Here is a 23,517-nt window from a genome sequence, read left to right on the forward strand (position 1 = left end):
GCACGGCCGCCCGCCTTACACGAGCGGGACGACACATGATCCAGACGGAACACAGACTCGCGACCCGGGCGACACGCCGCGGGGCGGTGGCGGCCATCGCCGCGGCAACGCTGATCGGGGTGGCAGCCTGCGGCAGCGACAGCGGGTCGGACGGCGGCGGCTCCGCCCCGACCACCGCCAGCACTGCCATTCCCGCCGCCCTCGCAACCTACTTCCCCGGCCAGGCCGCCAGCGGCGACCCGGTGAAGATCGGGTTACTGAACACCGAGGGTGGTCCCGCGTTGTCCGACCCTGAGATCGGCGACGCCGCCGTCGCGGCGGCCGAATACGCCAACGCCCATCTGGGTGGCATCGGCGGCCACCCGATCGAGATCGACCGCTGCGGCATCCTCGAGGACGTCGCCTCGTCGGTGAAGTGCGCGAACCAGATGGTCGAGGACAAGGTCGCGGCCGTCGTGGTCACCACGACCGGCTTCGGTGAGTCCATCGTGCCGATCATCACCAAGGCCGGCATCCCGTACGTCTCGGTGGCCGGGGCGAGCAGCGGCGAGTTCACGAGCAAGAACGCTTACATGTGGACGGGCGGCTTCGCCGCGACCCTTTCCGCGATGGCCACGTATTCGGCCGAGCAGGGATACAAGAAGGTCACCGCCTTCGTGACCGACGTGCCGGCCGCGACCGGCGGGGCGGCCAAGATCGGCGTCCCCGCGTTCAAGGCGGCCGGTATCGAGTTCACCGTCGTGCCGGTCACGCCCGGCACGGCGGACGCGACGCCCCAGGTGACCAGTGGCCTCGCCGGCAAGCCGGACGCCGCGATCCTGATCTTCAACTCCACCGGCTGCACGACGGCGCTGAAGGCGCTCAGTGTGGTCGACCCGACCATTCCCAAGCTGGGCATCACCGGCTGCCTCGACCCGGCGACGGTCGATGCCGTGGGCGGCGCGATAGAGGGCGCCAAGGTCTTCGGCGTCTCCTCGATCGCGACCGACGATCCCGAGGCACAGCTCTACCGGACCGTGATGGCCAAGTACGCGCCCGACGCGTCGATCTCGGGCTACACGCCGGTCGGCTACCAGGGAATGCTCGGCCTGATCCGGGCCACCGCCAAGCTGACCGGCCCCGTCACCAGCAGCTCGATCCTCGCCGCCATCGCGCAGGCCAAGGACGTCCCGCTGCCGGCCGGTGCAGGGGTCACCTTCACCTGCGACGGCAAGCAGCTTCCCGGCCTGACCACGGTGTGCTCCGCGGGAGAGATCGTCCTGACGGTGAAGGACGGCGTGGGCACGCAGCCCGAAACCATCGACAACTGAGTCCGGGCCTCATCTAGAAGGGCGGCCGCACCGGCATGGGTAGCACCGACCTCATCTTCCTGATCCTCGGCCTCGGTAATGGCGCCGTCTACGCGGCGCTCGGACTCGGCCTGGTCCTCACCTACCGCAGCTCGGGTGTGGTCAATTTCGCCACCGGTGCGGTCGCCCTCTACACCGCCTACACCTATGCCTTCCTTCGGCAGGGGAAACTGCTCAACCCGATCCCCGGTTTAACCGGGACCGTCGATCTCGGGATCGACGGGGTGGGCTTCCCGGCGGCGTTCGCACTCTCGCTGGTGGTCGCCGCGGCGCTGGGAGCGCTGCTCTACGCAGCCGTCTTCCGCCCGATGCGGACGGCGCCCACCGCCGCGAAGGCCGTCGCGTCGATCGGCGTGATGATCGTCATGCAGGCGCTGCTCGCGGTCCAGGTCGGCACGACCGCGGTCTCGGTGGCGGCCATCCTGCCGACGCGTATCTACACCGTCGCCGGGCAGCGGGTTCCCGGCGACCGGCTCTGGTTCGCCGGCATCATCATCGTGATGGCGGTCGTCCTGACCCTGTGGTTCCGGCTCACCCGGTTCGGCCTGGCCACCCGCGCGGCGGCCGAGTCCGAGAAGGGCGCTCTGGTCACCGGGCTGTCGCCGCAGCGCATCGCGCTGGTCAACTGGGCCCTGAGCACCATGATCGCCGGTGTCGGCGGCATCCTCATCGCGCCCATCGTTCCGCTCACCCCGGTGTCCTACACCCTGTTCATCGTCCCGGCGCTGGCGACGGCGCTCGTCGGGAACTTCACCAGGATCGGTACGGCGGTCTCCGCCGGGCTCGTCATCGGCATGCTGCAGTCGGAGGCCACGAACCTGCAGACCAAAAGCTGGCTGCCGTCGTCCGGCCTCGCCGAGCTCGTCCCGCTCGCCGTCATCCTGATCTTCCTGGTCTTCCGGGGGCAGACCCTGCCCTCGCGCGGCTCGATCGTGCAGCAGACCCTCGGCCGGGCGCCGCGGCCGAAGTCGATGGTGCTGCCCGGTGTGGTCATCGCCGCCGCCGGGTTCGCCGCGCTGGCGGCGACGCACGGCTCCCACCGGGCAGCGATCATCACCACGATCGTCCTGGCGATCATCGCGTTGTCCCAGGTGGTCGTCACCGGCTTCAGCGGCCAGATCTCCCTGGCGCAGCTGACCCTGGCCGGCGTCGGCGCGTTCGCGCTGACCCGGATCCAGCACCAGCTGCACGTGCCGTTCCCGATCGCGCCGCTGCTCGCCGCCGTCCTCGCGACGATCGTGGGGGTGGTGGTCGGCCTGCCGGCGCTGCGGATCCGCGGCCTGCCGGTGGCGGTCACCACGCTCGCGCTGGCGGTGGTGCTCGAGAAGCTGTGGTTCACCAACAAGGACCTCAACGGCGGGTTCAACGGCTCGCCGATCGACGACCCGACCCTCTTCGGCGTCAATCTCGGGATCGGCGCCGGCGCCGGCTACCCACGCCTCACGTTCGGCCTGTTCTGCCTGGTCGTCCTGCTGCTGGTGGCCGGTGGCGTGGTGCTGTTGCGCCGCAGCCGGCTGGGGGCGGCGATGCTGGCGGTGCGCGCCAACGAACGGTCGGCCGCCGCCTCGGGCATCTCCGTGTCGCAGGTGAAGCTCGTCGCCTTCGCCATCGGCGGGTTCCTCGCCGGGCTGGGCGGCGCCATGCTGGCCTACCAGCAGACCGTGGCGGACTCGAGTTCGTACACCGCGATGGGCTGCGTCGCGCTGTTCGCCACCGCGTACCTGGCCGGCGTCACGTCGGTGTCCGGCGGCATCAACGCCGGGCTCATCGGCGCGGGCGGCATCATCTTCACCCTGGTCGACAAGGGCCTGCCGCTGGGCGTCTACGTTCTGCTGGTCGGGCTGCCCGTCCTCGCGATCGTCGCCGAGATCCGGCCGAAGCTGATCCCGGCGCTGTCCGGCGTGGTCGGGGTGCTGACCCTGGCGGCCTTCCTCCTCCACCGTGACGCGGTGGCCCTGGGCAACTACTACACGACCGTCAGCGGTGTCCTGTTGGTGCTCACCGTCATCCTCAACCCGGAGGGCATCGTCGGGCCGGTGCACGAACATCTGGGCGCGCTGCGCACCAGGCTCGGACGCCGATCGCCGGCCTCCCTCGCCCGGCCGTCCGGGAACGCACAGGCCGGGGACGCGCCGTCCGGGGACGCGGTCGCGGCGACCACAGCCTCCGAGCGGGCGGTACCCCACGACACCCACGAGGTCACGGCGGGCCCGCTGCTACGGGTCAGCGGCGTCGGCGTGCGCTACGGCGCCGTCGTCGCGAACCAGGACGTGAGCTTCGACGTCAACCGCGGCGAGATCGTCGGCCTCATCGGCCCGAACGGCGCCGGCAAGACGACCCTGATCGACGCGATCAGCGGCTATGCCGACGCGACCGGGTCGATCGAGTTCCTCGGCCGCAGGCTCGACGGGCTCAAACCCCATCAGCGGAGCCGGCGCGGCCTCGGCCGGACCTTCCAGGGCATCGAGCTGTACGACGATCTCAGCGTCCGGGAGAACGTCCAGACCGGCACGATGGCGGTCCGCTCGTCGGGCGACCGCGCCACGCCGTCGCCCGTAGACATCGACCGGTTGTTCACCATCCTGCATCTCGAGGCGGTGTCCGAAGCCCCGGTGCAGGAGCTGTCCGTCGGGCAGCGTCAGCTGGTCTCCGTCGCCCGCGCGCTGGCCGGGCGTCCGGCGATCGTCCTGCTGGACGAACCGGCCGCCGGGCTGGACACGACCGAGAGCCGCTGGCTGGGCGAGCGGCTGCGGGCCATCCGCGACGCCGGCATCACCATCGTCATGGTCGACCACGACATGGGCCTCGTCCTGGACGTGTGCGACCGGATCGTGGTGCTCAACCTCGGGGAGGTAGTCGTGGTCGGCACACCGGCAGAGATCCAGCGCAACCCGGAGGTCACCCGCGCCTACCTGGGCACGACCCACGGGCACGCGGAGCACGGGCACACGGAGCGCGTGCATGCGGAGGAGGTGCGATGACCGCCGCATTGCGGTGCGCCGGGATGGACGCCGGCTACACGGCCGGCCGGCCGGTCGTGCGCGGCGCCGACCTCACCCTGAAGGCCGGTGAGGTGCTCGCGCTGATCGGACCGAACGGGGCGGGCAAGACCACCCTGCTGATGACGATCGCCGGCCTGCTGCCGCCGCTGGCGGGGCACGTCGAGATCGGCGGGGTGGCGGTGAAGCCCGGCTCGGCGCGCTCCGCGGTGAGCGCGGGGCTGGTGCTCGTGCCGGACGACCGCTCGCTGTTCAAGAGCCTCACCACCCACGAGAACCTGAAGCTGGCCGCCCGTCGCGGCGGCACGACGGTCGACCAGGTTCTCGACCACTTCCCCGGCCTGCGGCCCCGGATGAAGGTGGCGGCCGGGAACCTCTCCGGCGGCGAGCAGCAGATGCTGGCGATCGGCCGGGCGCTGATGCAGGACCCGAAGGTACTTCTCATCGACGAGCTCAGCATGGGCCTCGCGCCGGTGATCGTCGAGTCTCTCCTGCCGGTCATCCGGTGGGTCGCGGACGAGTCCGGCGTCGCCTGCATCCTCGTGGAGCAGCACGTGGCGCTCGCCCTCGGCGTCTCCGACACGGCGATCGTCCTCTCGCACGGCGACGTCGTGCTCCGGGGGGACGCCAAGGAGCTCGCGGCCGACGAGAGCCGGATCGAGCGCGCCTACCTGGGCCAGGCCGGCTGACCCGGAACGCACAGGCGACACCGAGGGGTGCTGACGCAGGCATCGTCAGCACCCCTCGGCATCAGATCCCCTGGCGTCAGGTCCCCTCGACGTCAGGTCTCTCGAAGATCTGCTCGACGCCAGAGCCACTGGACGTCAGATCTACTCAGCGGACTTCTTGCGTGTCTCGAAGGCCCGGGTCAGCGCCCGGTGCTCGTCCGACGTCAACAGGATGGTGTTGGCGAAGCGGTCGAAGTCGCGCGCCGTCTGCCGGTCGACGCTCGCGGCGATGTCGACGGCCGCCTTCGCCACGCCCGCCGCCTCCGAGGGCAGCCGGGCCAGCTTGCGGGCGAAGGCGCTCACCCGCTCGGAGAACTCCTCGGCCGGGTAGACGGCGTGCACGAGCCCGATGTCCCGGGCGTGGTGGGCGTCGACCTCCTCCCCGAACGCGAGCCACTTGCCCCAGTGCGGGCCGACCAGCCTGGTCACTCGGCTGATGCCCCCGGAGCCCGGGATGACGGCGAGCGCGGGCAGTTCGGGCAGGGAGAACACCGCGGCGGTGGACGCCAGCCGGAAGTCGCAGGACGCGGCCAGCTCGAGGCCGACCCCCAGGCACGGCGCGTGCGCGGCCAGGACGACGGGCTTCTCGACCGCCTCCAGCTCGTCGAAGACCAGGTGCAGCCGCCGGTACTCACGGCGCAGCCGCCGCGGGCTGAAGCTGCCGTCCGCGGCGTACCCGCGCTTGCCACCGGCGCCGCTCTGGCGGATGTCGATGCCGGCCGTGAAGTAGCGGCCCTCCGCCGCGATCACGAGCACCTTGAGGTCGTCGCGATCACCCAGATCGGTCGCGGCCTGGCGCAGCGCCTCGATCATCTCGGGGCTGACGGCGTTGAGCTTCTCGTCGCGGGTGAAGGTGAGGGTCAGGATCCCGTCGGTCTCGGACCGACGGGTCTGGCTGACGTCGGCCATAACGGCTCCCGCTTCTCGTAGGGATGGCGTTCCTGTGGTGCCCCTGCCGGTACCCCTGCCCGGTGTCGCCCGGTGCCGGCCCGGCGGCCGGCCTCGAGCGGCGCGGCACCGCGGGTCACCCGACGGAGCGCGCCGTCACCGGCCGAGCCACACCGGGGGGCGCTTCTCGGCGAAGGCGGTCGCGCCCTCGCGGGCATCCTCGGAGGCGAAGACCGGGGCGCACAGCTCGGCCTGCCGCTGCCAGCCCTCCTCGACCGTCCAGTCGGCCTGCGCCCGGGCGATCTGCTTGGTCGTTGCCACGGCCAACGGCCCGTTGGCGGCGATCTTGGCCGCGAGTTCGAGCGCCCCGGCCAGCGCGCCACCCTCCGGCACGACCCGGTTGACCAGCCCCAGGGCTGCCGCCCGCTCCGCCGTCACGGGCTCACCGGTCAGCAGGAGTTCCAGCGCGACCGAGAAGGCGATCCGGCGCGGCAGCAGCATCGCGGCGCCGCCGCCGGCCACCAGCGCGCGCTTGACCTCCGGCACGCCGAACCTGCTCGTCGCCGCGGCCACGACCAGGTCGCACGCCAGCAGCAGCTCGAAGCCACCGGCCAGCGCCCAGCCCTCCACCGCGGCGATCAGCGGCTTGCGCGGCGGCGTGACGGTGATGCCGCCGAAACCGCGGCCCTTGATGTTGGGGGTCTCACCGCGCAGGAAGGCCTTCAGGTCCATGCCGGCGCAGAACGAGCCGCCGGCCCCGGTCAGCACACCGACCCGCAGCTCCGGGTCGCCGTCCAGCTCGTCCGCTGCCGCCGCGATGCCGCGCGCGGCCTCGGCGTCGAGCGCGTTCCTGGCTTCCGGGCGGTTGATCGTGATGACCAGGACGGCGCCATGCCGCTCGACCAGCACCGAGTCTGCCATGCCGTCTCCTCGTTCTCGCGGTCCAAGTTCTCGCGGTCCAAGTTCTCGCGGTCGCAGTTCTCGCGATCGAAGCGGTCGCGGTCGCGGTTCTCGCGGTGCGGGCGGCGCCGTCAGTCCGCGACGCGGATGACGACCTTGGCGGTCGGCGCCCGGTCGGCGACGCGCTGCAGGGCGACGGCCGCGTCGTCGAGGTCGTGTACCTCGGACACGAGCGGCCGCATCCCCTGCGCCACCAGTGTCGCCAGCCCCTCACGCGCCCGCGCCGTCTCCTCGGGCAGCCGCAGGGACCATGTGCGCAGCTCGATCCCGCGCACCGTGATGTTCTTCAGCAGCACGAGGTTCAGCGGGATCCGCGGAATCTCGCCGCCCGCGAAGCCCACGACGACGAAGCGGCCACCCCAGCGGATCGCGCGCAGCGCCGGCTCGGCCCACCGGTCGCCGACCGGGTCGACGACGAGGTCGGCGCCGCCCGTGATCTCCTTGATTCGGAGCTTGAGGTCTTCCGTCGTGTAGTCGATGCACGCCTCGGCACCGAGCTCCTTGCAGACCGCCAGCCGCTCGGGTGACGAGGCCGCGGCGATGACGCGCGCACCGAGCCTGACGGCGATGTCGACCGCCGCGGAGCCGACGCCTCCGGCAGCCCCCAGGACGACGACCCACTGGTCCGGCGCCAGCTCTCCGATCGTGACCAGGCAGTGGTACGCCGTCAGGTACGTCACCCGGAACGCCGCGGCCTCGACCATCGACAGCCCGGCCGGGATCGGCGAGACCGCGGTCGCGGGCGCCAGCACCTGCTCGGCCATCGCGCCGGAGAAGACCGAGCCGTGGACGGGGTCACCGACGGCGAGACCGGTGACCCCGTCACCGACCATCGCCACCCGGCCGGCGAACTCGGACCCGGGGGTGAAGGGCAGCGGCGCCGACACCTGGTAGCGGTCCGCGATCAACAGCAGGTCGGGGAAGTTCAGCGCGGCCGCGGCCACGTCGACGACGACGTGGCCCGGCGTCGCCTCCGGAGCGGGTACGTCGCGGATGACGACGTCGGCCGGACCGCCGTACGCCTCGACGCGGGCGGCCCTCACCGCGTCTCCCGGCCCGTGCGGCGGGGCCCGCAGGCGGCTCGGGCTCGGATCCTGCCTGGGTTCTCAGCGGGTCGCTTGATGATCGAACCTCCGTACGTGGCCGAAGCCGGGCCGGGACACCACACCCGCCGGACCGACCCGCTATTGTATAACTAAGTTATATTAGATCGCAGCAGCCAGCAAGCGACCGCTACCGGCACGACCGCCCTCCGCCGCCTCCCTGGTCAGGCGCGGGCGTCGCGGCGCAGCGACTCGGGTACCCAGTTGGGCGAACGCTTCTCGATGAAGGCGGAGAAGCCCTCGCGCGACTCGTCCCGGTGCAGGCTGTCGAAGAACGCGATGCGGTCGTGCAGCCCGACGTACTGGTCCAGCACGCGCTTGACGTCGCGGCGGGCGCCCGGAGCGGTCTGGCAGCACTGGGCAAGCGCCGCGGTGGCCGCGTCCAGGAGCTCGTCATGGGAGACGACCCGGCTCACCAGGCCCCACTCGACCGCCTCCTGGGCGGTGAAGGTACGACCGGTGAGCATCAGGTCGCGCGTGCGCACCGGCCCGATGACGCGGACCAGGACCGAGGCGAAATAGGTGTCCGAGATCCCGCGGAGCAGCTCCGGCACCCGGAAGGTCGCCCGCTCGCTCACCACGGCGACGTCCGAGCACAGCGCGATCATGAGGCCGCCGCCCTGGCAGATCCCGTTCACCGCCGCCACCACCGGCTTGACGCTCTGCCGCAGGACATCGAAGGGAAGTACGTCGATGGCGCCGGGAACCCCGCCGAGGTGCAGCCAGTGGTCGCCGGCGTTCTTACCCAGATCGCCGCCGGGGATGAACACGTCGCCGACCCCGGTGATCAGCAGGCCAGCGAGGGCCGGGTCCGCGTCGACCCGCCGGACGGCGTAACGCACGCCAAAGTACATCGCGGGAGTGAGCGCGTTGCGGGCCTCGGGACGGTCGACGACCAGATGCCCGAACGGCTCGCGCCGCTCAAGTCTCAGGTACGGCGTGCCGAGCCAGTCACCGTCGGGCGGGCGGGGCGTGCTCCCCATGACATCGTCGTCCACAGAATTCTCCCGTTCGCCACAGCGGTCGGCGGGCGCCAGCGTCCACAGACCTCGGATCGTCTGCCGTGGGGTCAATCCCCAACGATCTTCAGCGTCTCCTGGACCAGTCCCGGCAGCGCGGTCACCATCCGGGCCAGCGTGCCGTTCACCTCCCGGCCGGACTTGGCCGCCCGCTTCAGCAGCAGCCCGGTCGCCGCCGCCTCCTTGTAGCGCGTGAGGGCGTGGAACCAGTCCAGGTCGGCGATCGGCACCCCGCGCCGGCGCTCGTAGGCCCGGATGACCTCGTCGGGCGTGGGTGTGCCGGCCGGCGGCCCCGGTTCAGCCGCGGGGTGCCCGGCATCGTCGGTGAAGAACGTCAGCCAGGCGAGGTCCACCCGCGGGTCGCCGACGGTCCAGATCTCCCAGTCGATGACCGCCGCGAGCCGGGCACCGTCGCACAGCGTGTTACCCAGCCGGTAGTCACCGTGGTTGATCACGGCCGGCAGCGCCACGGGGATCGTCGACACCAGCGCGCCGGCGGCACGTTCGTAGTCGCCGCGCATCCCGTCGGGGAGGGTCTCGAAGGCACGGCGCCAGCGACCGATCTCCGCCGCCAGGTCCACCACCGGCTCGTCGGCGAGGCCGACCGCCGCGGGAGTGACGTCGTGCAGGTCGGCCAGGACGCCGGCCGCGCCGAGAAAACGGGTGCGCACCAGCTCGGGGGTGGGCCGGTCCGCGACCGACCTGAGCACCGGCTCGACGCACTCCCCGGGAACCAGGTTCATCGCCATGTACGGCGGGATCCCGGGCGGTGCTCCGGGATCGGAGAACAGGACGTCGGGCGCCAGCTGCCGCCGCCCGCCCTGCAGCGCCGCCTGCACGCGAGCCTGCCGCAGAACGTCGCGGTTGCGGACCGGCGCCAGGCCGGGCGGCGCGAGCTTGACCACGATCGGGGACTCCGCCGCCGGCACGCCGGCCACGTCGACGAGGAACGTCAGACTCGACGTGCCGCCGGTCAGCGGGCGGACCTCGCCAACCCGCGCCCCGCCACGCCACCGCGGCAGCCGGTCCGCCAGCCGCCTCGCCAGGTCGGCGGTCAGGGCTGATTCGGCCGGGTGAGCGACGTCGGCCTGGCGGGCGACGTCAGCCGGGTGAGCCGTGCCGGCCTGGTGATCTGCCATGCGTGTCTCATTTCCTCAGCTCGGGTCGGGCTAGACCGAGAGCGCGAACCCACCGGTGACCCGCAGCGTCTCCCCGGTGATGAAGGCGGCTGCGTCCGAGACCAGGTAGAGCAGCGCGTTCACCACGTCCCGCTCCGCGCCCTCGCGCGCCAGGACCTGCTGCGCGAGGACGCGCGCGACCTCGGTCGCGGGCAGCTCGGCCCGCACGGTGTCGGTGAGGATCAGCCCGGGGGCGATCGCGTTGACCCGGACACCGACCGAGGCCAGCTCGCGGGCGAACTGCGCGGTGAAGCCGCGGACCGCGAGCTTGGAGACGCCGTAGGCGGTCCGGTTGGCGTAGGCCGCCGAGGAGGAGATGTTGACGACGGCGGCGCCCGGCCGCCCGCTCATCGCGTCCTTCGCGGCCAGCGTGCAGATGACGACACCCAGCACGTTGACCTCGAACAGCCGGCGGATCCGGCCGGCGCCGAGCTCGGCGGTCGGCTTGTTGAAGGCGGCCGAGTGCAGCCCCGCGTTGTTGACCAGGATGTCGAGCCCGCCGTGCGCGCGGACGATGTCGGCCACCACCTCACCGACGCGGGCCTCGTCCGTCACGTCGCAGGCGACCCCGGTCGCGCTGCCGCCGAGCGCGGTGAGCTCGGCCGCGGCGGCCGAGGCGACGTCACCGTCGATGTCGGCCAGCACGACGTGCGCCCCGCGCTCGGTCAGCGCGGCACCGAACGCCTTGCCGAAACCGCGGCCGCCCCCCGTTATCAGCGCGACCTTGCCAGCGTGCTCCTTGGCCGGCGTCTCGTCTTCCGGCGTCTCGTTGACCGGCATCTCGTCGGGCATGGATCTCCTTCGATCGTCGTCGTGTGGCGGCCGGCGGGTCCGCGGCGGGAACGGCCGCGGGCGGCGGCGCCGTCGCCGGAGCCCTAAGCGATCACACCCGCGTCGCGCAGCGCCGCCCGCTCCGTCTCGGTCAGCCCGAGCTCGGTCAGGATCTCGGCCGAGTGACTGCACCAGCCCGACCGGGGACGTTCGACGGCCGGGGACGCCGACAGCCGGGGCGCCGGCGCCGGCTGTGCCACACCGCCCCACTCGACGAAGGTCGCGCGCTCGCGCAGCTCGGCCGAGGCCGCCGCCTCCGCCAGGCTCAGCACGGGCGTCACACAGGCGTCGACGCCGTCGAACAGCTTCGCCCACTCGTCCCGGGTGCGCGCGGCGAACAGATCCCCCAGGACGCGCTCCTGCTCGGGCCACGTCGACCGGTCGTGCTGCGGCCACCGCGCGGGGTCGAGCCCGAGATTCTCCAGCAGCAGCCGGTAGAACTGCGGCTCCAGCGCGCCCACGGCAACGAAGCCGTCGTCAGAGGTGCGGTAGGTGCGGTAGAACGGCGCGCCGCCGTCGAGCAGGTTGTCGCCGCGGCGATCGCTCCACAGGCCGGCCGCGAGCATCCCGTGCATCATCGCCGTGAGGTTGGCGACGCCGTCGACCATGGCCGCGTCGACCACCTGGCCGCGTCCGGTCCCCGTGCGGTGGTACAGGGCCGCGAGCACACCGAGGGCGAGGTAGGAACCGCCGCCGGCGAAGTCGGCCAGCAGGTTGAGCGGCGGCAGCGGCGGCAGCTCGGCCGGTCCGGTCGGGTACAGGCCGCCGGCCAGACCGGCGTAGTTGATGTCGTGCCCGGCCTGCTGCGCGCGCGGGCCCGACTGCCCCCAGCCCGTCGCCCGCCCGTAAACCAGACCGGGGTTGACGGCCAGCAGCTCGTCCGGGCCGAGCCCGAGCCGCTCGGCGACGCCTGGGCGCATTCCCTCCAGGAACACGTCCGCCGTCTCGACCAGCCGCAGCACCACGGACCGGCCCGACGGATGCCGGACGTCGACCCCGATGCCGCGCTGCCCCCGGGTACGCGGATCGTCCTCGAGCCGCAGGCCGGTGACGCCGCCGGGCCGGTCGGCCCGGTCGACCCGGATCACCCGGGCGCCCAGGTCGGCGAGCAGCATGGTCGCGAACGGGACCGGCCCGAGCGCGCTCAGGCACACGACCGTGACGCCGCCCAGCGCCTGCGTCATGCGTCTCGCCAGACCGGAGCGCGCCGCTCCCGGAAGGCGGCCACGCCCTCGGCCGCGTCGCGGGAGGCGAACACCGGCTCGAACAGCGCCCGCTGCCGCTCGAAACCCTCGCCGACCGGCCAGTCCGCGGACTCCACCGCGACCTGCTTGGACGCCCGCACCGACATCGGCGCGCTGCCGGCGACCACGGCCGCGAGGTCGAGGGCGCCCGCCAGCGCCCCGCCGTCGTCGACCAGCCGGTTCACCAGGCCGAACCGGGCCGCGCGCTCGGCCTCCAGCGGGGCGCCGGTGAGGAGCAGCTCCATGGCGAGCATGTGGGGCAGCCGGCGCGGCAGGCGGAAGGCGCCGCCGCCGCGCGCGGCCAGCCCGCGACGGACCTCCGGCAGCCCGAACCGCGCCCCACGGCCCGCCACCACCAGGTCGCACGCGAGGACGATCTCGAACCCGCCGCCCAACGCCCACCCCTCGACCGCCGCGATCAACGGCTTCGCGGGCGGCCGTTCGACCAACCCGGCGAAGCCTCGCACCGGGTCCGAGGTCTTCTCCCCGGCGGCGAACGCCTTGAGGTCCATGCCCGCGCAGAAGCTCGGGCCGGCGCCGTGCAGCACCGCGACCCGCAGCTCGGGAGTCGAGTCGAGCAGGTCGAGCGCGGCCGCGATGCCGCGGGAGACCTCGCCGTTCACGGCGTTGCGCTGGTCGGGACGGTTGATCGTAATCGCGAGGACCCCCTCCTCAGGGCGTACCAGGACGTCGTCCGAGAGGGCTGATGCGGGCAGCGGAGGCTCCTTGCTCAGGTTCTCTATAGAGAACGTTGTTCTGGCATTAGCATCACCAGGTGCGCCGCGCGGCGTCAAGACCGCGCCTTCGAGGAGGACGTATGCCGCACCGAGACAGCCGGACCGGCCACGAACTCCACGCCCCCGCCTCCCGGGTGCCGGCGATCGAGCGGGCCTTCGGCGTGCTGCTCTCGCTGACCCGGTCCGGGCCGGCGCCACTGACCGAGATCGTGGCGGCCACCCGACTCAACAAGAGCACGGCCTTCTACATCCTGCGTTCGCTCGTCGAGCTCGACGCGGTCCGCTACGACCAGCGCGCCCGCACCTACTCCCTCGGCCCGGCGCTCGTGGAGCTCGGCAACGCCGCCAGCCGCCAGTTCGACCTGGTCGCGGTGGCCCGGCGTGACCTGGCCGGGCTGGTCGCCCAGTTCGAGGCCACGGTCGTGCTCTACCGCCGGATCGGCACCGGCGAGGTGTCCATCATCGACCGGTTCGAACGCGATCACGGCGTACACATCACCGTCGAGCCGGGCGCGCGGCTGCCGATCCAGGGCGGCTCGTTCGGGCGCGCGTTCCTCGCGTTCGACCCGCCGGCGGCCGCGGCCGAGGCGCTGGCCGGCGGGCTGGTCCGGTTCACCGAACGCAGCACCACCGACCTGGCCGAGTTCGCCCGCGAGCTCGACGTCGTCCGCGAGCGCGGCTGGGCGGTCGATCATCAGGGCTTCGCGCTCGGCGTGAGCACGGTGGCGGCACCCGTGTTCGACACCGACGGCTCGGTGTCGCTGGTAGCGGCGGCCGTCGGCTTCACCAGCCGCTTCACCGACGAGCTGACCGCGGACATCGGCGCCCGACTGCGGCTGGCCTGCGACCGGATCGGCCGCCCCTTCGCGGCGGTCACCGCCACCACCGGCCCGGTCGATCAGACCGACCGGCCCGATCAGCGGGACCCGCTCGACCCGGCCGACGAGGTCCACGACCTCGACGAGGTCCGCTCACCGCAGAGCTGAGTGGCCGAGCAGCGCCTTGCCCAGGTGCAGGATCTGGATCTGGCTGGTGCCCTCCGGGATCGTCGCCTCGCGCGCGTCGCGGAAGTAGCGCTCCACCGGCGACTCCTCCATCAGCCCGGCGCCGCCGTGCACCTGAAGGGCCAGCGTGGCCGCCCGGCCCGCCGACTCCCCGCAGTAGTACTTCGCCATTGAGCACTCGTAACGACCCGGCTCGCCCGCGTCGATGGCCCGCGCGGCGTTGTACCCCAACAGCCGTGAGGTCTCGGTGAGCGTGGCGATCTCCACCACCATCTGCTGGACCAGTTGGAAGGCGGCGATGGGCTTGCCGAACTGCTCCCGCTGCCGGCAGAACGCGATCGACGCCTCGAGGCACGCCTGCGACAGGCCGACCGCGCCCATCGCCATGTTCAGCCGCCCCGCGTTCACCGCCTTCATGCCCAGCGACAACCCGCCGCCCAGCGTGCCGAGCACGTTGGCCGCGGGAACGTAGGTGTCGTGAAAGGACAGCTCGCAGCTGGTCGTCGAGCGAAGCGGCATGTGCGGGATGTCGTGCACGCCGAACTCGGACTCAGCGGCGTCGACCAGCAGCGCGGTCACCCCGTGATCGGTCCCGTCGTGATCGACCACCCGGGCGAACAGGATGCCGAAGTCGCAGCCCAGCGCGTTGGTGATGTAGAGCTTGCTGCCGTTCACCAGGTAGCCGTCGCCGCTGGCGCGCGCGGTCGTGCGCAGCGCCCCGGCGTCGGACCCGGCGCCGGGCTCGGTGAGCCCGAACCAGCCGAAGCGGCTCCCGGCCAGCAGCGGCTGCAGGAACCGCGCCCGCTGGTCCTCGCTGGCCGCGGCGGCCAGCGTCCGGGCCACCATGCCCTGGACGTTCACGGTCGTGCGCAGTGAACCCCAGCAGCGGCCGGCCTCCTCCATGAGGATCGCCTGCATCATCATCGGCAGCTCGTCGCCGCCGAGCGCCTCGGGCACCCCGCCGCGGACGTAGCCGAAGTCGTAGAGCTGCGGCAGTAGCTCCCACGGGAACGTGCGCGCCCGCTCGTGATCCCCGACCTCCGGCGCGACCACCTTGTCGAGGAACGACCGGACCGAGTCGCGCAAGGCGCGTTCCTCGTCACCGAGGAGAACCGTCGACATCATTCACCCCACGCAATAGCCATTAATTAGTTAGCTCATTATACCTATCACGATAAGTTCCGGGAAGCGTCGACGACGCGTACTCCTTGAGCCGCTCGACGTCGGCGAGCCGCCCGCGGTGGGTGCCCGCCAGCGGCAGCCCGTTCAGCGTCGTCACCCCGCTCTCGGCGAACGCCGCGACCCGCTCCCGCACATACCCGGGCGGTCCGATCAGCGAGACACCGCGCACCAACCGCTCCGGCACCGCCGCCGCGGCCTGCGCCTTGCGCCCGGCGAGGTAGTGGTCCTGCACCTCGGCGGCCGCCGCCGCGAACCCGTAGCGGCCGGCGAGCTCGTTGTAGAAGTTCCGGCCCCGGGCGCCCATGCCGCCGACGTAGAGCGCGAGGTGCTCACGCACGGCCTGGACGGCGGCCTCGATCTCCTCGGCGTCCTCGCTGATCAGCAGCTGGGTGGGCACCACGACGTCGAGCGGCCCCAACGTGCTCGCCCGCCGGGCCCGACCGGCCGCCAGCGACGCGCCGAAGGCGGCCGGCGCGGCCTCGGGGAGGTAGAAGATCGGCTCCCACCCGTCGCCGATCTCGGCGGCCAGCTCGACGTTCCCGGGTCCCAGCGCGGCGAGCACGATCGGCACCACGGACCGGACCGGGTGGTTGATCAGCTTCAGCGGCTTCCCCAGGCCGCTGCCGCCGTGCGCGGCATCCAGTGGCAGGTGGTAGTGGCGGCCGTCGTAGCTGAGCGGCTCGCGCCGCCAGACCGCCCGGCAGATCTCGACGACCTCGCGGGTGCGCCCGAGCGGGGCGTCGTAGCGCACGCCGTGGAACCCCTCGATCACCTGCGGACCCGACGCGCCCAGACCGAGCACGAAGCGGCCGTCGGACACGTAGTCCAGCCCGGCCGCCGTCATGGCCAGCAGCGCCGGGGTGCGCGAGTAGATGTTCAGGATGCTCGTGGCCAGCAGCACCGTCGAGGTCCGGGCCGCCAGGTAGCCCAGCTGGCTCACCGAGTCGAAGCTGTAGGCCTCCGGGAGCATGACCAGGTCGAGCCCGGCCGCCTCGAAGTCGCGAAGGTCCGCGACGGTCTCGGTGAAGCCGCCGGAGTACTTCAGCGGCATCCCGACCCTCACAGCGCCTCGATGACCACTGCGCCGCCCTGGCCGCCCGCGGCGCACATCGCCGCCACGGCGATCCCGCCGCCGCGCCGGCGCAGGTGGTGGGTCAGGGTGGTCAGCATCCGCGCTCCGGAGGCCGCCACCGGATGCCCGAGACTGCAGCCGCTGCCGTACTGGTTGACCAGGTCGTCCGGGATCCCCAGGAGGCGGCAGGCGGCGATCGGGACCGGCGCGAAGGCCTCGTTGATCTCCCAGGCGTCGACGTCGGCCACCCCGATCCCGGCCCGCTCCAGCACCCGCGGGATGACCTCCACCCCGCCCATCCCGGTGCGGTGCGGGGCTACGCCGAGTGCCGCCCAGGCCCGCACCCGGGCCAGCGGGGTGAGGCCCCGCTCCCGGGCGAGGTCGTCGGTGACCAGCATCAGGGCCGCGGCGGCGTCGTTCACACCGCTCGCGTTCCCCGCGGTGATGCCGAAGCCCTCGATCTCGGGGTGCAGCGGCTTCAGCGTGGCCAGCTTCTCCAGCGTCGAGCCCCGCCGCGGGTGCTCGTCGACAGCAAAGCGGATCTTCTCCCCCGCCGCGACGACGTCGATCGGGACGATCTCGTCATCGAAGACGCCGGCGTCGATCGCGGCGATCGCCCGGTCGTGGGACCGCTTGGCCCAGGCGTCCATCTCCGCGCGGGTGATGCCCACCTCCAGCGCGGTGTTCCAGCCGACGGCGAGGGTCACGTCGTCGGTGGCGCCCTCGTAGTAGGGGAACGTGGGGTTGAACCCGGCGCGCGGCTCGTCCGATCCGGGCACCCGCCACGACAGTTTCGGGTTCATCGACGAGGAGTGGGTGCCGCCGGCGACGACCGCGCGGTCCATCCCGGCCCGGATCGTCGCCGCCGCGTTGCCCACCGCCGCGAGGCTCGCCGCGCAGTGGCGGTTGACGGCCTGGCCCGGCGCCGCCGTCAGCCCGGCCGCGAAGGCGGCGTACCTGGCGATGTCGCCGCCGCCGGCCAGCTCCTCGGCGAGAATGACGTCGTCGACGTCCTCGGGCGCCAGCCCCGAACGGTCCACCGCGGCCCGGACGACCGCCGTGGCCAGCTCCTCGGCCGAGGTGTCCCGCAGCGTCCCCTTGAACGACGTCGCGATGGGCGTGCGCACCGCACTGACGATCACGGCCTGGGCCATGGCTGTACCTCTCCTCTGATCCTCTGATCCTCTGACGATCTGATTCGGACGCTGGGCCTGTCAGGCGCCGAGGTCTGCGAGCAGGCCCGTCAGCCAGGCTGCCGAGCGGGCCGCCGCCGTCCGGGTCCCGAGCGCGTCGATCCGCGGCCCGCTCAGCTCGCAGTCGAAGACGCCCTGGTAGCCGGCCTCGAGCAGCCAGCCCACGATGCTCGCCAGGGGTACGTCGCCGTCGCCGGGCACGGCCCGGCACGGCAGCGTCCGGTCGCCGAGGACCATGTCGCTGAGCTGCACGTGCACGACAGCGTCGGCGTTGGCAGCGATCTCCGCCCGCAGTCCGCCTTCGGTCCAGACGTGGAACAGGTCGAGGCACACGCCCAGCCCGGCCCGGCGGGCGAGCCGCAGCGCGTCGTGGAACGAGTGGACGAAGGTGAGGTCGGCGTAGAGCCAGTTCGCCGGCTCGACCGCGAGGGTCACCCCGCGCCCGGCGGCGTGGTCGACGAGCTCGGTGACGGCGTCCGCGTAGGCCGCGGCCCCCGCGTCCCAGTCCGCGCCCGGACGGGGGCCGGTGAGCCCGTACACCGTGCCCGCCCCGACGGCGGCGGCGTTGTCGACGTCCACCCGCGCCTCGCGCAGCTGCGCCGCGACGGCGCCGGCGCCGGGCCGCAGATCAAGGCCCAGCGCCGCCGTCGTGGTCACCACGCGCACGCCGTGCCGACGGCTCGCCGCGGCGACGGCCTCGGCGCCGGCGGCGCGCACCTTCGCCCCGGTCAGCGAGGCGTTCGTGACCCCGAGCGCCGCGACGGCCTCCAGGGTGTCGAGTGCGGACAACTCCGGGAAGCACAGGCCGCTGACCGACACCCGCGGGTGCGCACTCACCGCTGTGCCGGGGAGGAACCGTCGAGCAGGCCGAGGCTCGCGAGCGCGTAGCGCCGGCCGCGACGGCCGCTGACCAGGTACGACGGTGGCGCGAGGTAGGCGACGTCGCGCGGCAGCGAGTCACCGCGACGGGCGAGTGCCGCGCGACCGTCGGACGTCGTCCCGCAGATCGCGATCTGCTCGACCATGTCGTCCGTGACCGCCGCACCCATGGCGTCGCTGTCACGGCGCGCGAAGGCCTCGCGGATCGCCTCGACCTGCCGGGTCCAGCCGTGATGGGCGACGTACGGGTCGTAGGTCTTGACGGTGAGATAGAACGCGATCATCCGCCGGGCGTCGGTGACCGCGCGCCCGGGGTCGTCGTCGTCGATCGCGGTGATCACCCAGCCGTGCTCGAGCGCCGGAGTGTCCCGCGCGGCGTCGGCCGCGCCCCGCGCCATCGCCGGCCGCACCACGTCGTCCCACCAGGTACGGGTGAACAGCCCGTGCCCGACGACCCCGTCGGCCACCCGCGCGGCGGTCGCCGCCATCAGCCGGTTGAACCCGGCGAGCAGGATCGGGGCGTCGATCCGGCCGAGGACGGGGGCGCCGACCGACGCGTTGACCCGGTAGAACTCGCCGTCGTAGGTCACCGGCTGGCCGTTCTCGGCGTGCAGCCACGCCCGGATCGCCCCGACCAGGTCCGCCATCCGCGCCACCGGGCGGTCGGCCTCCACGCCGAACCAGTCCCGGTTGATGCGGTAGGCCCCCGAGCCGAGGCCGAGGAACACCCGCCCGGCGGCATGCGCCCACGCGCTGCGGATCCCCGCCGCGTGGGCGTACGGCGTGCGCGCGAACGCGTACGCGATGGCCGGGCCGACCAGCGCCTGCTCGGTGCCGAGCACCATCTCGGTCAGCGTCGCGTAGGCCTCGTGGTCCACGAACTCGCCGCTGCAGAACGCCGTCATGCCGGCCTGCTCGGCCGCCCGCGCGGCGTCCGCCCCGCGCCACGGCATGCCGTAGCGCCGGCCCGCCGGTTCGACCGCGGCACCGATCTCGCTCGTGGTCAACGCTTGTCCCTCGGCAGTCCCAGCGCCCGCTCGGCGACGATCGTCTTCAGCACCTCGTTCGCGCCGCCCGCGATCGTGTAGGCGCGGGCGTAGAGGAAGGCGTCCTGCCACCAGCCGTCCGCCCAGGGGGCGTCCTCGTCCACGCCGATGCCGCCGATGCCCTGCAGGGCGACGCCGGTCTCGGCCGCCTCCAGGTTGACCTCGCTGTAGAACACCTTGGCCAGCGGCGCGTCCGCGGGGTCCTCGGTGCGGTTGACCATGCGCGACTGCACCGCCTTGCTCATCTTGTCGGCCACGTGGACGCGGGTCGCGAGCCGGCCGAGCCGCTGGCGGGTAGCGCCGTCCGCCAGGGCGGGCCCGCCGCCGACGGTGGCCTGCCCAGCGAGCGCGAACAGGTCGTCGAGCTGGCCGAACAGCTCGACCCCCCGGGCGCCCACACCGCTGCGTTCATGGCCGAGACTCAGGTTGGCGACCCGCCAGCCGTCGTCGACCCGGCCGATCACCCGCTCGACCGGGATCCGCACGCCGTCGAGGAACACCTCGTTGAAGTCGTTGGTGCCGGTGATCTCGCGCAGCGGGCGGATGTCGACGCCCGGGCTGCGCATGTCCATCGCGAACGCCGTGATGCCGGCCTGCCTGGGGCCGTCCGTGCTCGTGCGCGCCAGCAGGTAGCCCAGGTCGGCGTGGTGGCCGTTCGTCGTCCACACCTTCTGCCCGTCGACGACGTAGTGGTCGCCGTCCAGGCGCGCCCGGGTGGACAGGGCGGCCAGGTCACTGCCCGCGCCCGGCTCGCTGAACAGCTGGCACCACAGGTCCTCGGCGGTCCGGATCCGCGGCAGGAAGCGCCGCTTCTGCTCCTCGCTGCCGAACCCGATCAGCGCTCCGGCCGCGAGCGCCGCGGCGCCGACCTCGCCCCAGGTGCGGGCCCGCGCGAGCTCCTCCGCGACGATGAACCCGTGCTCCGGGCGGGCGCCCGGCCGGCCGCCGTACTCGACGGGCCAGGCCTGGCCGAGGTAGCCGGCGGCGTAAAGCTTTCCGATCCAGGCCCGCAGGCCGGGCATCTCCTCCGGCTCGGGTGCGCGGACCCCCGTGCGCCCGCGCGGTCCCGGGCCGTGTTCGGCGATGAACGCGCGAACCTCGGCCCGGAACTCCACCAGGTCCGGACTGGTCTCCAAACGCATGGAGTCTCCTCAAACGTCGGTCAGCGCGGCGGCATCGCCGGGTCGTGCGGAAGTCCGAGCACCTGCTCGGCGAGCGTGTTGAGCTGGATCTCGCGGGTGCCGGCACCGATCGTCGACGCCCTGGTCCGCAGGAATCCGTGCAGCCAGCGCCCACCCTGCACCGACCCGGCCTCGGTCTTGAGCAACAGGCCGGCGGGCCCGAGCAGGTCGACCGCGAGCTCGTGGATCTCCTGCTCGAACTCCGTGATCAGCAGCCGGGACACCGACGACGTCGGGCCCGGCTCGCCCTTGGCCAGGATGTCGGAGATGACCCGCTGGGCGTTGTAACGCATGACCCGCACCCGGATCTCCAGGTCCGCGAACCGGTCCCGGACGACCGCGTCCCCCAGCAGGCCCCGCTCCCGCGCGAGCTGCTCGAGCTCGGTGAGCACCCGCCGGTAGAGCGCGGCCTGGTTCATCGCCCCGGCGGCCCGTTCATGCCCGAGGCTCGTCCGGGCGAGCGCCCAGCCCTCGTTCTCGGCGCCGATCCGGTCGGCGACCGGCACCCGGACGTCGTCGAAGAACACCTCGGCGAACAGGTACCCGCCGGTCAGGTCGCGCAGCGGCCGCACCTCCACGCCGGGCCCGTGCGCGTCCACGATCAGATAGCTGATGCCGCGCTGGCGGCTCTGCTGCGTGCCGGTCCGGACCAGCGTGAAGATGATGTCGGCGCTCGTCGCGTGCGACGTCCAGACCTTCTGGCCGTTGACGACGTACTCGTCGCCCTGCCGGCGGGCGGTGGTGCGCAGGCTCGGGAGGTCCGAGCCGGCGCCGGGTTCGGAGTACCCCTGCACCCAGATCCGGTCACCGCGCAGCATCGGCGCGAGCCAGCGTTCCTTCTGCTCCCGCGTGCCGTACCGGATGATCGTCGGGGCGGCGATGCCGAGGCCGGTGCCGAGCGGGCCGGGCACCCGCGCGCGGGCCAGCTCCTCCTGGTAGATCACCTGCCGCCCGAACGGCAGATCCATCCCGCCGAACTCACGCGGCCAGCCGGGGCCGGCGTAGCCGTGGTCGAACAGGGTCGCGAGCCAGGCCTTCGTCCAGGCGATCCGCTCGTCCGGCTTCTTCGGCGGGCGCCCCGGATGCCGGGTCACCAGGAAGTCCCGCAGTCGGGTGCGGAACTCCTCGTCGCTGTCCGGTCCGGTGACGGTCTCGGTGCTGGTCTCGGTGGTGGTGTCGGTGGTCGTCTCGCCGGTCGTTTCGCTGGTGGTCTCGGCGGCGGATCGGTCGGAGCCTCCTGGCGTCATGGTCATCGTCAGATCCCGACCAGGTCCGCGAGCCGGCTGCGCTGGGCGCGCGGTGCCCCGAAGAACAGTTCGGAGGACTTCGCCCGCCGCAGGAAGAGGTGCGCGTCGTGCTCCCAGGTGAACCCGATGCCGCCGTGGATCTGGATGCACTCCTTGGCGGCGAGGGTGAACGCCCGCGACGCGTACGCCGACGCGACCGCCGCGGCGACCGTCTCCTCCGGGTCGTCGGCGGCCAGTGCGGCGTTGGCGTGGTAGACCGCCGAGCGGGCGCTCTCGACCTCGACGAGCAGGGCGGCGCACTTGTGCTTGATCGCCTGGAACGAGCCGATCGGCCGGCCGAACTGCTCCCGTACCTTCGCGTAGTCGACGGCGAGCTCGAGGCAGCGCGCCGCGCCGCCGATCTGTTCCGACGCCAGGGCCGCGAGTGCCCGGTCGTGGACCTCGCCCAGCCACGCCGTCGTGTCCCGGCCCGCGCCGACCCGGACCGCGGGCGCCTCCCGCAGGAGGACCGAGGCGAGGTCCCGGGTGGGGTCGAGGCTGTCGAGCCGGGCGCGCACGACCCCGGGGCCCGCCCCCTCGACCGCGAACACCCCTGTCCCGTCCGCGGCCCGCGCCACGACCAGGAGCAGGTCGGCGCTGTGGCCGTCGAGGACGTAGTACTTCGGGCCGGAGACCAGCCACTGCCCGCCGCGCGGCTCGGCGCTCGCCGCCGGGTCGGCCAGCTCCCACGAACCCGACTCGTCGGCGACCGCCAGCGTCGCGGTCAGCGAGCCGGCCGCGATCCCGGGCAGCCACCGCTGCTGCGCCTCCTGGTCCTCGGACGTCGCCAGGGTCTGACCCGCCAGCACGGCGGTGCTCAGGTAGGGGGCCACGAGCAGCGCCCGGCCCATCTCCTCCAGCACGATGCCGACCTCGATCTCGCCGAAGCCGGAGCCGCCGTACTGCTCGGGCAGGCCGAGGCCCACCAGGCCGAGCTCCTCGGACAGCCGGGTCCAGACGTCTTCGTCGCGGTTGGCGGTCGAGTCCATCAGGCGCCGGACCGCGGCTGCCGGCGACCGCTCCGCCAGGAAATCGCGCACGGCCCGCCGCAACTGCTCGTGCTCGGCGGTGAAGCTGAGCCTCATGAGCCGCCCTCCCCTCTACCCTCTGGCGCAATATAACTATTTCAGTTTAATTGTTCAACTGTAAGCTTCGATCGCGGGGCTCGACGGACAACGGAAGAGGGCGGTACGGCGATGGAGATCAAGGGCGCAGTGGCTTTCGTGGCCGGCGGCGGAGGCGGTTTCGGGGCCGCCACGTCACGGCGGCTGCACGCGGCGGGCGCGAAGGTCCTCGTCGCCGACCTCGACGAGGACAGGGGCCGGGCGGTCGTCGAGGAGCTCGGTGAGGGCGCCGCCTTCGCGCGCACCGACGTGACCGACGAGGCCTCCGTGCAGGCGGCCCTCGACCAGACCACCGGGCTCGGCCCGCTGCGCATCGCCGTGGTCGCCCACGGCGGGCCGGGCGGCCAGCGCACCCTCGACCGGTCGAACGCCCCGGCGCCACAGGGGTCGTTCACCCGCGTGCTCGACATCTTCCTGGCGGCCACCTACAACATCGACCGGCTGGCGGCGGCGGCGATCGCCCGCTCGGAGCCGCTCGAGCACGGCGAGCGGGGCGTCATCATCAACACCGCCT

21 protein-coding genes are annotated in these 23,517 nt (G+C 72.9%); 5 read left to right on the forward strand and 16 right to left on the reverse strand.

Annotated features, from left to right (window positions below):
- The first annotated feature begins 35 nt into the window (after positions 1 to 35).
- From E0504_RS06865 to E0504_RS06875, 3 genes are read left to right on the forward strand one after another with little or no spacing between them, the layout of a single operon-like run.
- Positions 36 to 1,310: an ABC transporter substrate-binding protein gene (locus E0504_RS06865; protein ID WP_112106168.1), complete on the forward strand. Its 1,275-nt coding sequence runs from the start codon at positions 36 to 38 to the stop codon at positions 1,308 to 1,310.
- A 35-nt stretch (positions 1,311 to 1,345) separates the two neighbouring features.
- On the forward strand, positions 1,346 to 4,330 hold the full coding sequence (locus E0504_RS06870; protein ID WP_131622487.1) for a branched-chain amino acid ABC transporter permease/ATP-binding protein: 2,985 nt from the start codon (positions 1,346 to 1,348) through the stop codon (positions 4,328 to 4,330).
- Positions 4,327 to 5,037, forward strand: a complete 711-nt coding sequence (locus tag E0504_RS06875; RefSeq protein WP_112106166.1) for an ABC transporter ATP-binding protein — start codon at positions 4,327 to 4,329, stop codon at positions 5,035 to 5,037. The genes E0504_RS06870 and E0504_RS06875 overlap by 4 nt, the downstream gene beginning before the upstream one ends.
- A gap of 141 nt (positions 5,038 to 5,178) precedes the next feature.
- Here the strand turns inward: E0504_RS06875 and E0504_RS06880 are convergent, their stop codons facing one another.
- The 8 genes from E0504_RS06880 to E0504_RS06915 all read right to left on the reverse strand — a co-directional run bounded on the left by E0504_RS06880 (position 5,179) and on the right by E0504_RS06915 (position 13,033).
- Complete coding sequence (locus tag E0504_RS06880; RefSeq protein WP_112106165.1) at positions 5,179 to 5,985, reverse strand: enoyl-CoA hydratase/isomerase family protein; 807 nt, start codon at positions 5,983 to 5,985, stop codon at positions 5,179 to 5,181.
- 135 nt (positions 5,986 to 6,120) lie between these two features.
- Positions 6,121 to 6,885, reverse strand: a complete 765-nt coding sequence (locus E0504_RS06885; RefSeq protein WP_112106164.1) for a crotonase/enoyl-CoA hydratase family protein — start codon at positions 6,883 to 6,885, stop codon at positions 6,121 to 6,123.
- Positions 6,886 to 6,995: 110 nt separating this feature from the next.
- Positions 6,996 to 7,967, reverse strand: coding sequence for an NADPH:quinone oxidoreductase family protein (locus E0504_RS06890; RefSeq protein WP_131622489.1), 972 nt, complete (start codon positions 7,965 to 7,967; stop codon positions 6,996 to 6,998).
- Between the two features lie 224 nt (positions 7,968 to 8,191).
- Complete coding sequence (locus E0504_RS06895; protein WP_112106192.1) at positions 8,192 to 9,010, reverse strand: enoyl-CoA hydratase/isomerase family protein; 819 nt, start codon at positions 9,008 to 9,010, stop codon at positions 8,192 to 8,194.
- 86 nt (positions 9,011 to 9,096) lie between these two features.
- Positions 9,097 to 10,185, reverse strand: coding sequence for a phosphotransferase family protein (locus E0504_RS06900; RefSeq protein WP_112106162.1), 1,089 nt, complete (start codon positions 10,183 to 10,185; stop codon positions 9,097 to 9,099).
- Between the two features lie 30 nt (positions 10,186 to 10,215).
- A complete protein-coding gene (locus E0504_RS06905) occupies positions 10,216 to 11,016 on the reverse strand; it encodes an SDR family NAD(P)-dependent oxidoreductase (protein ID WP_112106161.1) in 801 nt (266 codons plus the stop codon).
- A gap of 83 nt (positions 11,017 to 11,099) precedes the next feature.
- Positions 11,100 to 12,239 carry a CaiB/BaiF CoA-transferase family protein gene (locus E0504_RS06910; RefSeq protein WP_112106160.1) on the reverse strand — a complete coding sequence of 380 codons (1,140 nt, stop codon included), beginning with the start codon at positions 12,237 to 12,239 and terminating at the stop codon, positions 11,100 to 11,102.
- Entirely contained in the window at positions 12,236 to 13,033 is a 798-nt protein-coding gene (locus E0504_RS06915) for a crotonase/enoyl-CoA hydratase family protein (RefSeq protein WP_112106191.1), read from the reverse strand. Before E0504_RS06915 ends, E0504_RS06910 begins: the two co-directional genes overlap by 4 nt.
- An 83-nt stretch (positions 13,034 to 13,116) precedes the next feature.
- Here E0504_RS06915 and E0504_RS06920 point away from each other — a divergent pair, with 83 nt between their 5' ends.
- Entirely contained in the window at positions 13,117 to 14,022 is a 906-nt protein-coding gene (locus tag E0504_RS06920) for an IclR family transcriptional regulator (RefSeq protein ID WP_112106159.1), read from the forward strand.
- On the opposite strand, the gene E0504_RS06925 is transcribed toward E0504_RS06920, so the two are convergent.
- From E0504_RS06925 to E0504_RS06960, 8 genes are read right to left on the reverse strand one after another with little or no spacing between them, the layout of a single operon-like run.
- The gene (locus E0504_RS06925) at positions 14,008 to 15,165 is read right to left on the reverse strand and encodes an acyl-CoA dehydrogenase family protein (protein WP_243657451.1); all 1,158 of its coding nucleotides are present in this window, start codon (positions 15,163 to 15,165) and stop codon (positions 14,008 to 14,010) included. The two genes, E0504_RS06920 and E0504_RS06925, sit on opposite strands and share 15 nt — an antisense overlap.
- Positions 15,166 to 15,184: 19 nt before the next feature.
- A complete protein-coding gene (locus E0504_RS06930; RefSeq protein WP_112106158.1) occupies positions 15,185 to 16,285 on the reverse strand; it encodes an LLM class F420-dependent oxidoreductase in 1,101 nt (366 codons plus the stop codon).
- Positions 16,282 to 17,448: a thiolase family protein gene (locus E0504_RS06935; RefSeq protein WP_112106157.1), complete on the reverse strand. Its 1,167-nt coding sequence runs from the start codon at positions 17,446 to 17,448 to the stop codon at positions 16,282 to 16,284. The genes E0504_RS06930 and E0504_RS06935 overlap by 4 nt, the downstream gene beginning before the upstream one ends.
- Positions 17,449 to 17,508: 60 nt before the next feature.
- Entirely contained in the window at positions 17,509 to 18,324 is an 816-nt protein-coding gene (locus E0504_RS06940; RefSeq protein WP_131622491.1) for a sugar phosphate isomerase/epimerase, read from the reverse strand.
- Complete coding sequence (locus E0504_RS06945; RefSeq protein WP_112106189.1) at positions 18,321 to 19,319, reverse strand: LLM class flavin-dependent oxidoreductase; 999 nt, start codon at positions 19,317 to 19,319, stop codon at positions 18,321 to 18,323. The genes E0504_RS06940 and E0504_RS06945 overlap by 4 nt, the downstream gene beginning before the upstream one ends.
- 50 nt (positions 19,320 to 19,369) lie before the next feature.
- On the reverse strand, positions 19,370 to 20,554 hold the full coding sequence (locus tag E0504_RS06950) for an acyl-CoA dehydrogenase family protein (protein WP_112106155.1): 1,185 nt from the start codon (positions 20,552 to 20,554) through the stop codon (positions 19,370 to 19,372).
- Between the two features lie 20 nt (positions 20,555 to 20,574).
- A complete protein-coding gene (locus E0504_RS06955; protein WP_131622493.1) occupies positions 20,575 to 21,846 on the reverse strand; it encodes an acyl-CoA dehydrogenase family protein in 1,272 nt (423 codons plus the stop codon).
- 2 nt (positions 21,847 to 21,848) lie between these two features.
- Complete coding sequence (locus E0504_RS06960) at positions 21,849 to 22,964, reverse strand: acyl-CoA dehydrogenase family protein (protein WP_112106153.1); 1,116 nt, start codon at positions 22,962 to 22,964, stop codon at positions 21,849 to 21,851.
- Between the two features lie 111 nt (positions 22,965 to 23,075).
- Between E0504_RS06960 and E0504_RS06965 the strand changes: the two genes are divergently transcribed.
- Positions 23,076 to 23,517 (forward strand): SDR family NAD(P)-dependent oxidoreductase (locus E0504_RS06965; protein ID WP_131622495.1); only part of this gene is annotated, 442 nt, incomplete at its 3' end.

Source organism: Parafrankia sp. BMG5.11 (assembly GCF_004337455.1).

Coding starts and splice junctions, on each gene's coding strand:
- E0504_RS06865 (WP_112106168.1), top strand. CDS start 36: ATGATCCAGACGGAACACAGACTCGCGACCCGGGCGACACGCCGCGGG.
- E0504_RS06870 (WP_131622487.1), top strand. CDS start 1,346: ATGGGTAGCACCGACCTCATCTTCCTGATCCTCGGCCTCGGTAATGGC.
- E0504_RS06875 (WP_112106166.1), top strand. CDS start 4,327: ATGACCGCCGCATTGCGGTGCGCCGGGATGGACGCCGGCTACACGGCC.
- E0504_RS06880 (WP_112106165.1), bottom strand. CDS start 5,985: ATGGCCGACGTCAGCCAGACCCGTCGGTCCGAGACCGACGGGATCCTG.
- E0504_RS06885 (WP_112106164.1), bottom strand. CDS start 6,885: ATGGCAGACTCGGTGCTGGTCGAGCGGCATGGCGCCGTCCTGGTCATC.
- E0504_RS06895 (WP_112106192.1), bottom strand. CDS start 9,010: ATGGGGAGCACGCCCCGCCCGCCCGACGGTGACTGGCTCGGCACGCCG.
- E0504_RS06900 (WP_112106162.1), bottom strand. CDS start 10,185: ATGGCAGATCACCAGGCCGGCACGGCTCACCCGGCTGACGTCGCCCGC.
- E0504_RS06905 (WP_112106161.1), bottom strand. CDS start 11,016: ATGCCCGACGAGATGCCGGTCAACGAGACGCCGGAAGACGAGACGCCG.
- E0504_RS06910 (WP_112106160.1), bottom strand. CDS start 12,239: ATGACGCAGGCGCTGGGCGGCGTCACGGTCGTGTGCCTGAGCGCGCTC.
- E0504_RS06920 (WP_112106159.1), top strand. CDS start 13,117: ATGCCGCACCGAGACAGCCGGACCGGCCACGAACTCCACGCCCCCGCC.
- E0504_RS06925 (WP_243657451.1), bottom strand. CDS start 15,165: ATGATGTCGACGGTTCTCCTCGGTGACGAGGAACGCGCCTTGCGCGAC.
- E0504_RS06935 (WP_112106157.1), bottom strand. CDS start 17,448: ATGGCCCAGGCCGTGATCGTCAGTGCGGTGCGCACGCCCATCGCGACG.
- E0504_RS06945 (WP_112106189.1), bottom strand. CDS start 19,319: ATGCCGTGGCGCGGGGCGGACGCCGCGCGGGCGGCCGAGCAGGCCGGC.
- E0504_RS06950 (WP_112106155.1), bottom strand. CDS start 20,554: ATGCGTTTGGAGACCAGTCCGGACCTGGTGGAGTTCCGGGCCGAGGTT.
- E0504_RS06955 (WP_131622493.1), bottom strand. CDS start 21,846: ATGACCATGACGCCAGGAGGCTCCGACCGATCCGCCGCCGAGACCACC.
- E0504_RS06960 (WP_112106153.1), bottom strand. CDS start 22,964: ATGAGGCTCAGCTTCACCGCCGAGCACGAGCAGTTGCGGCGGGCCGTG.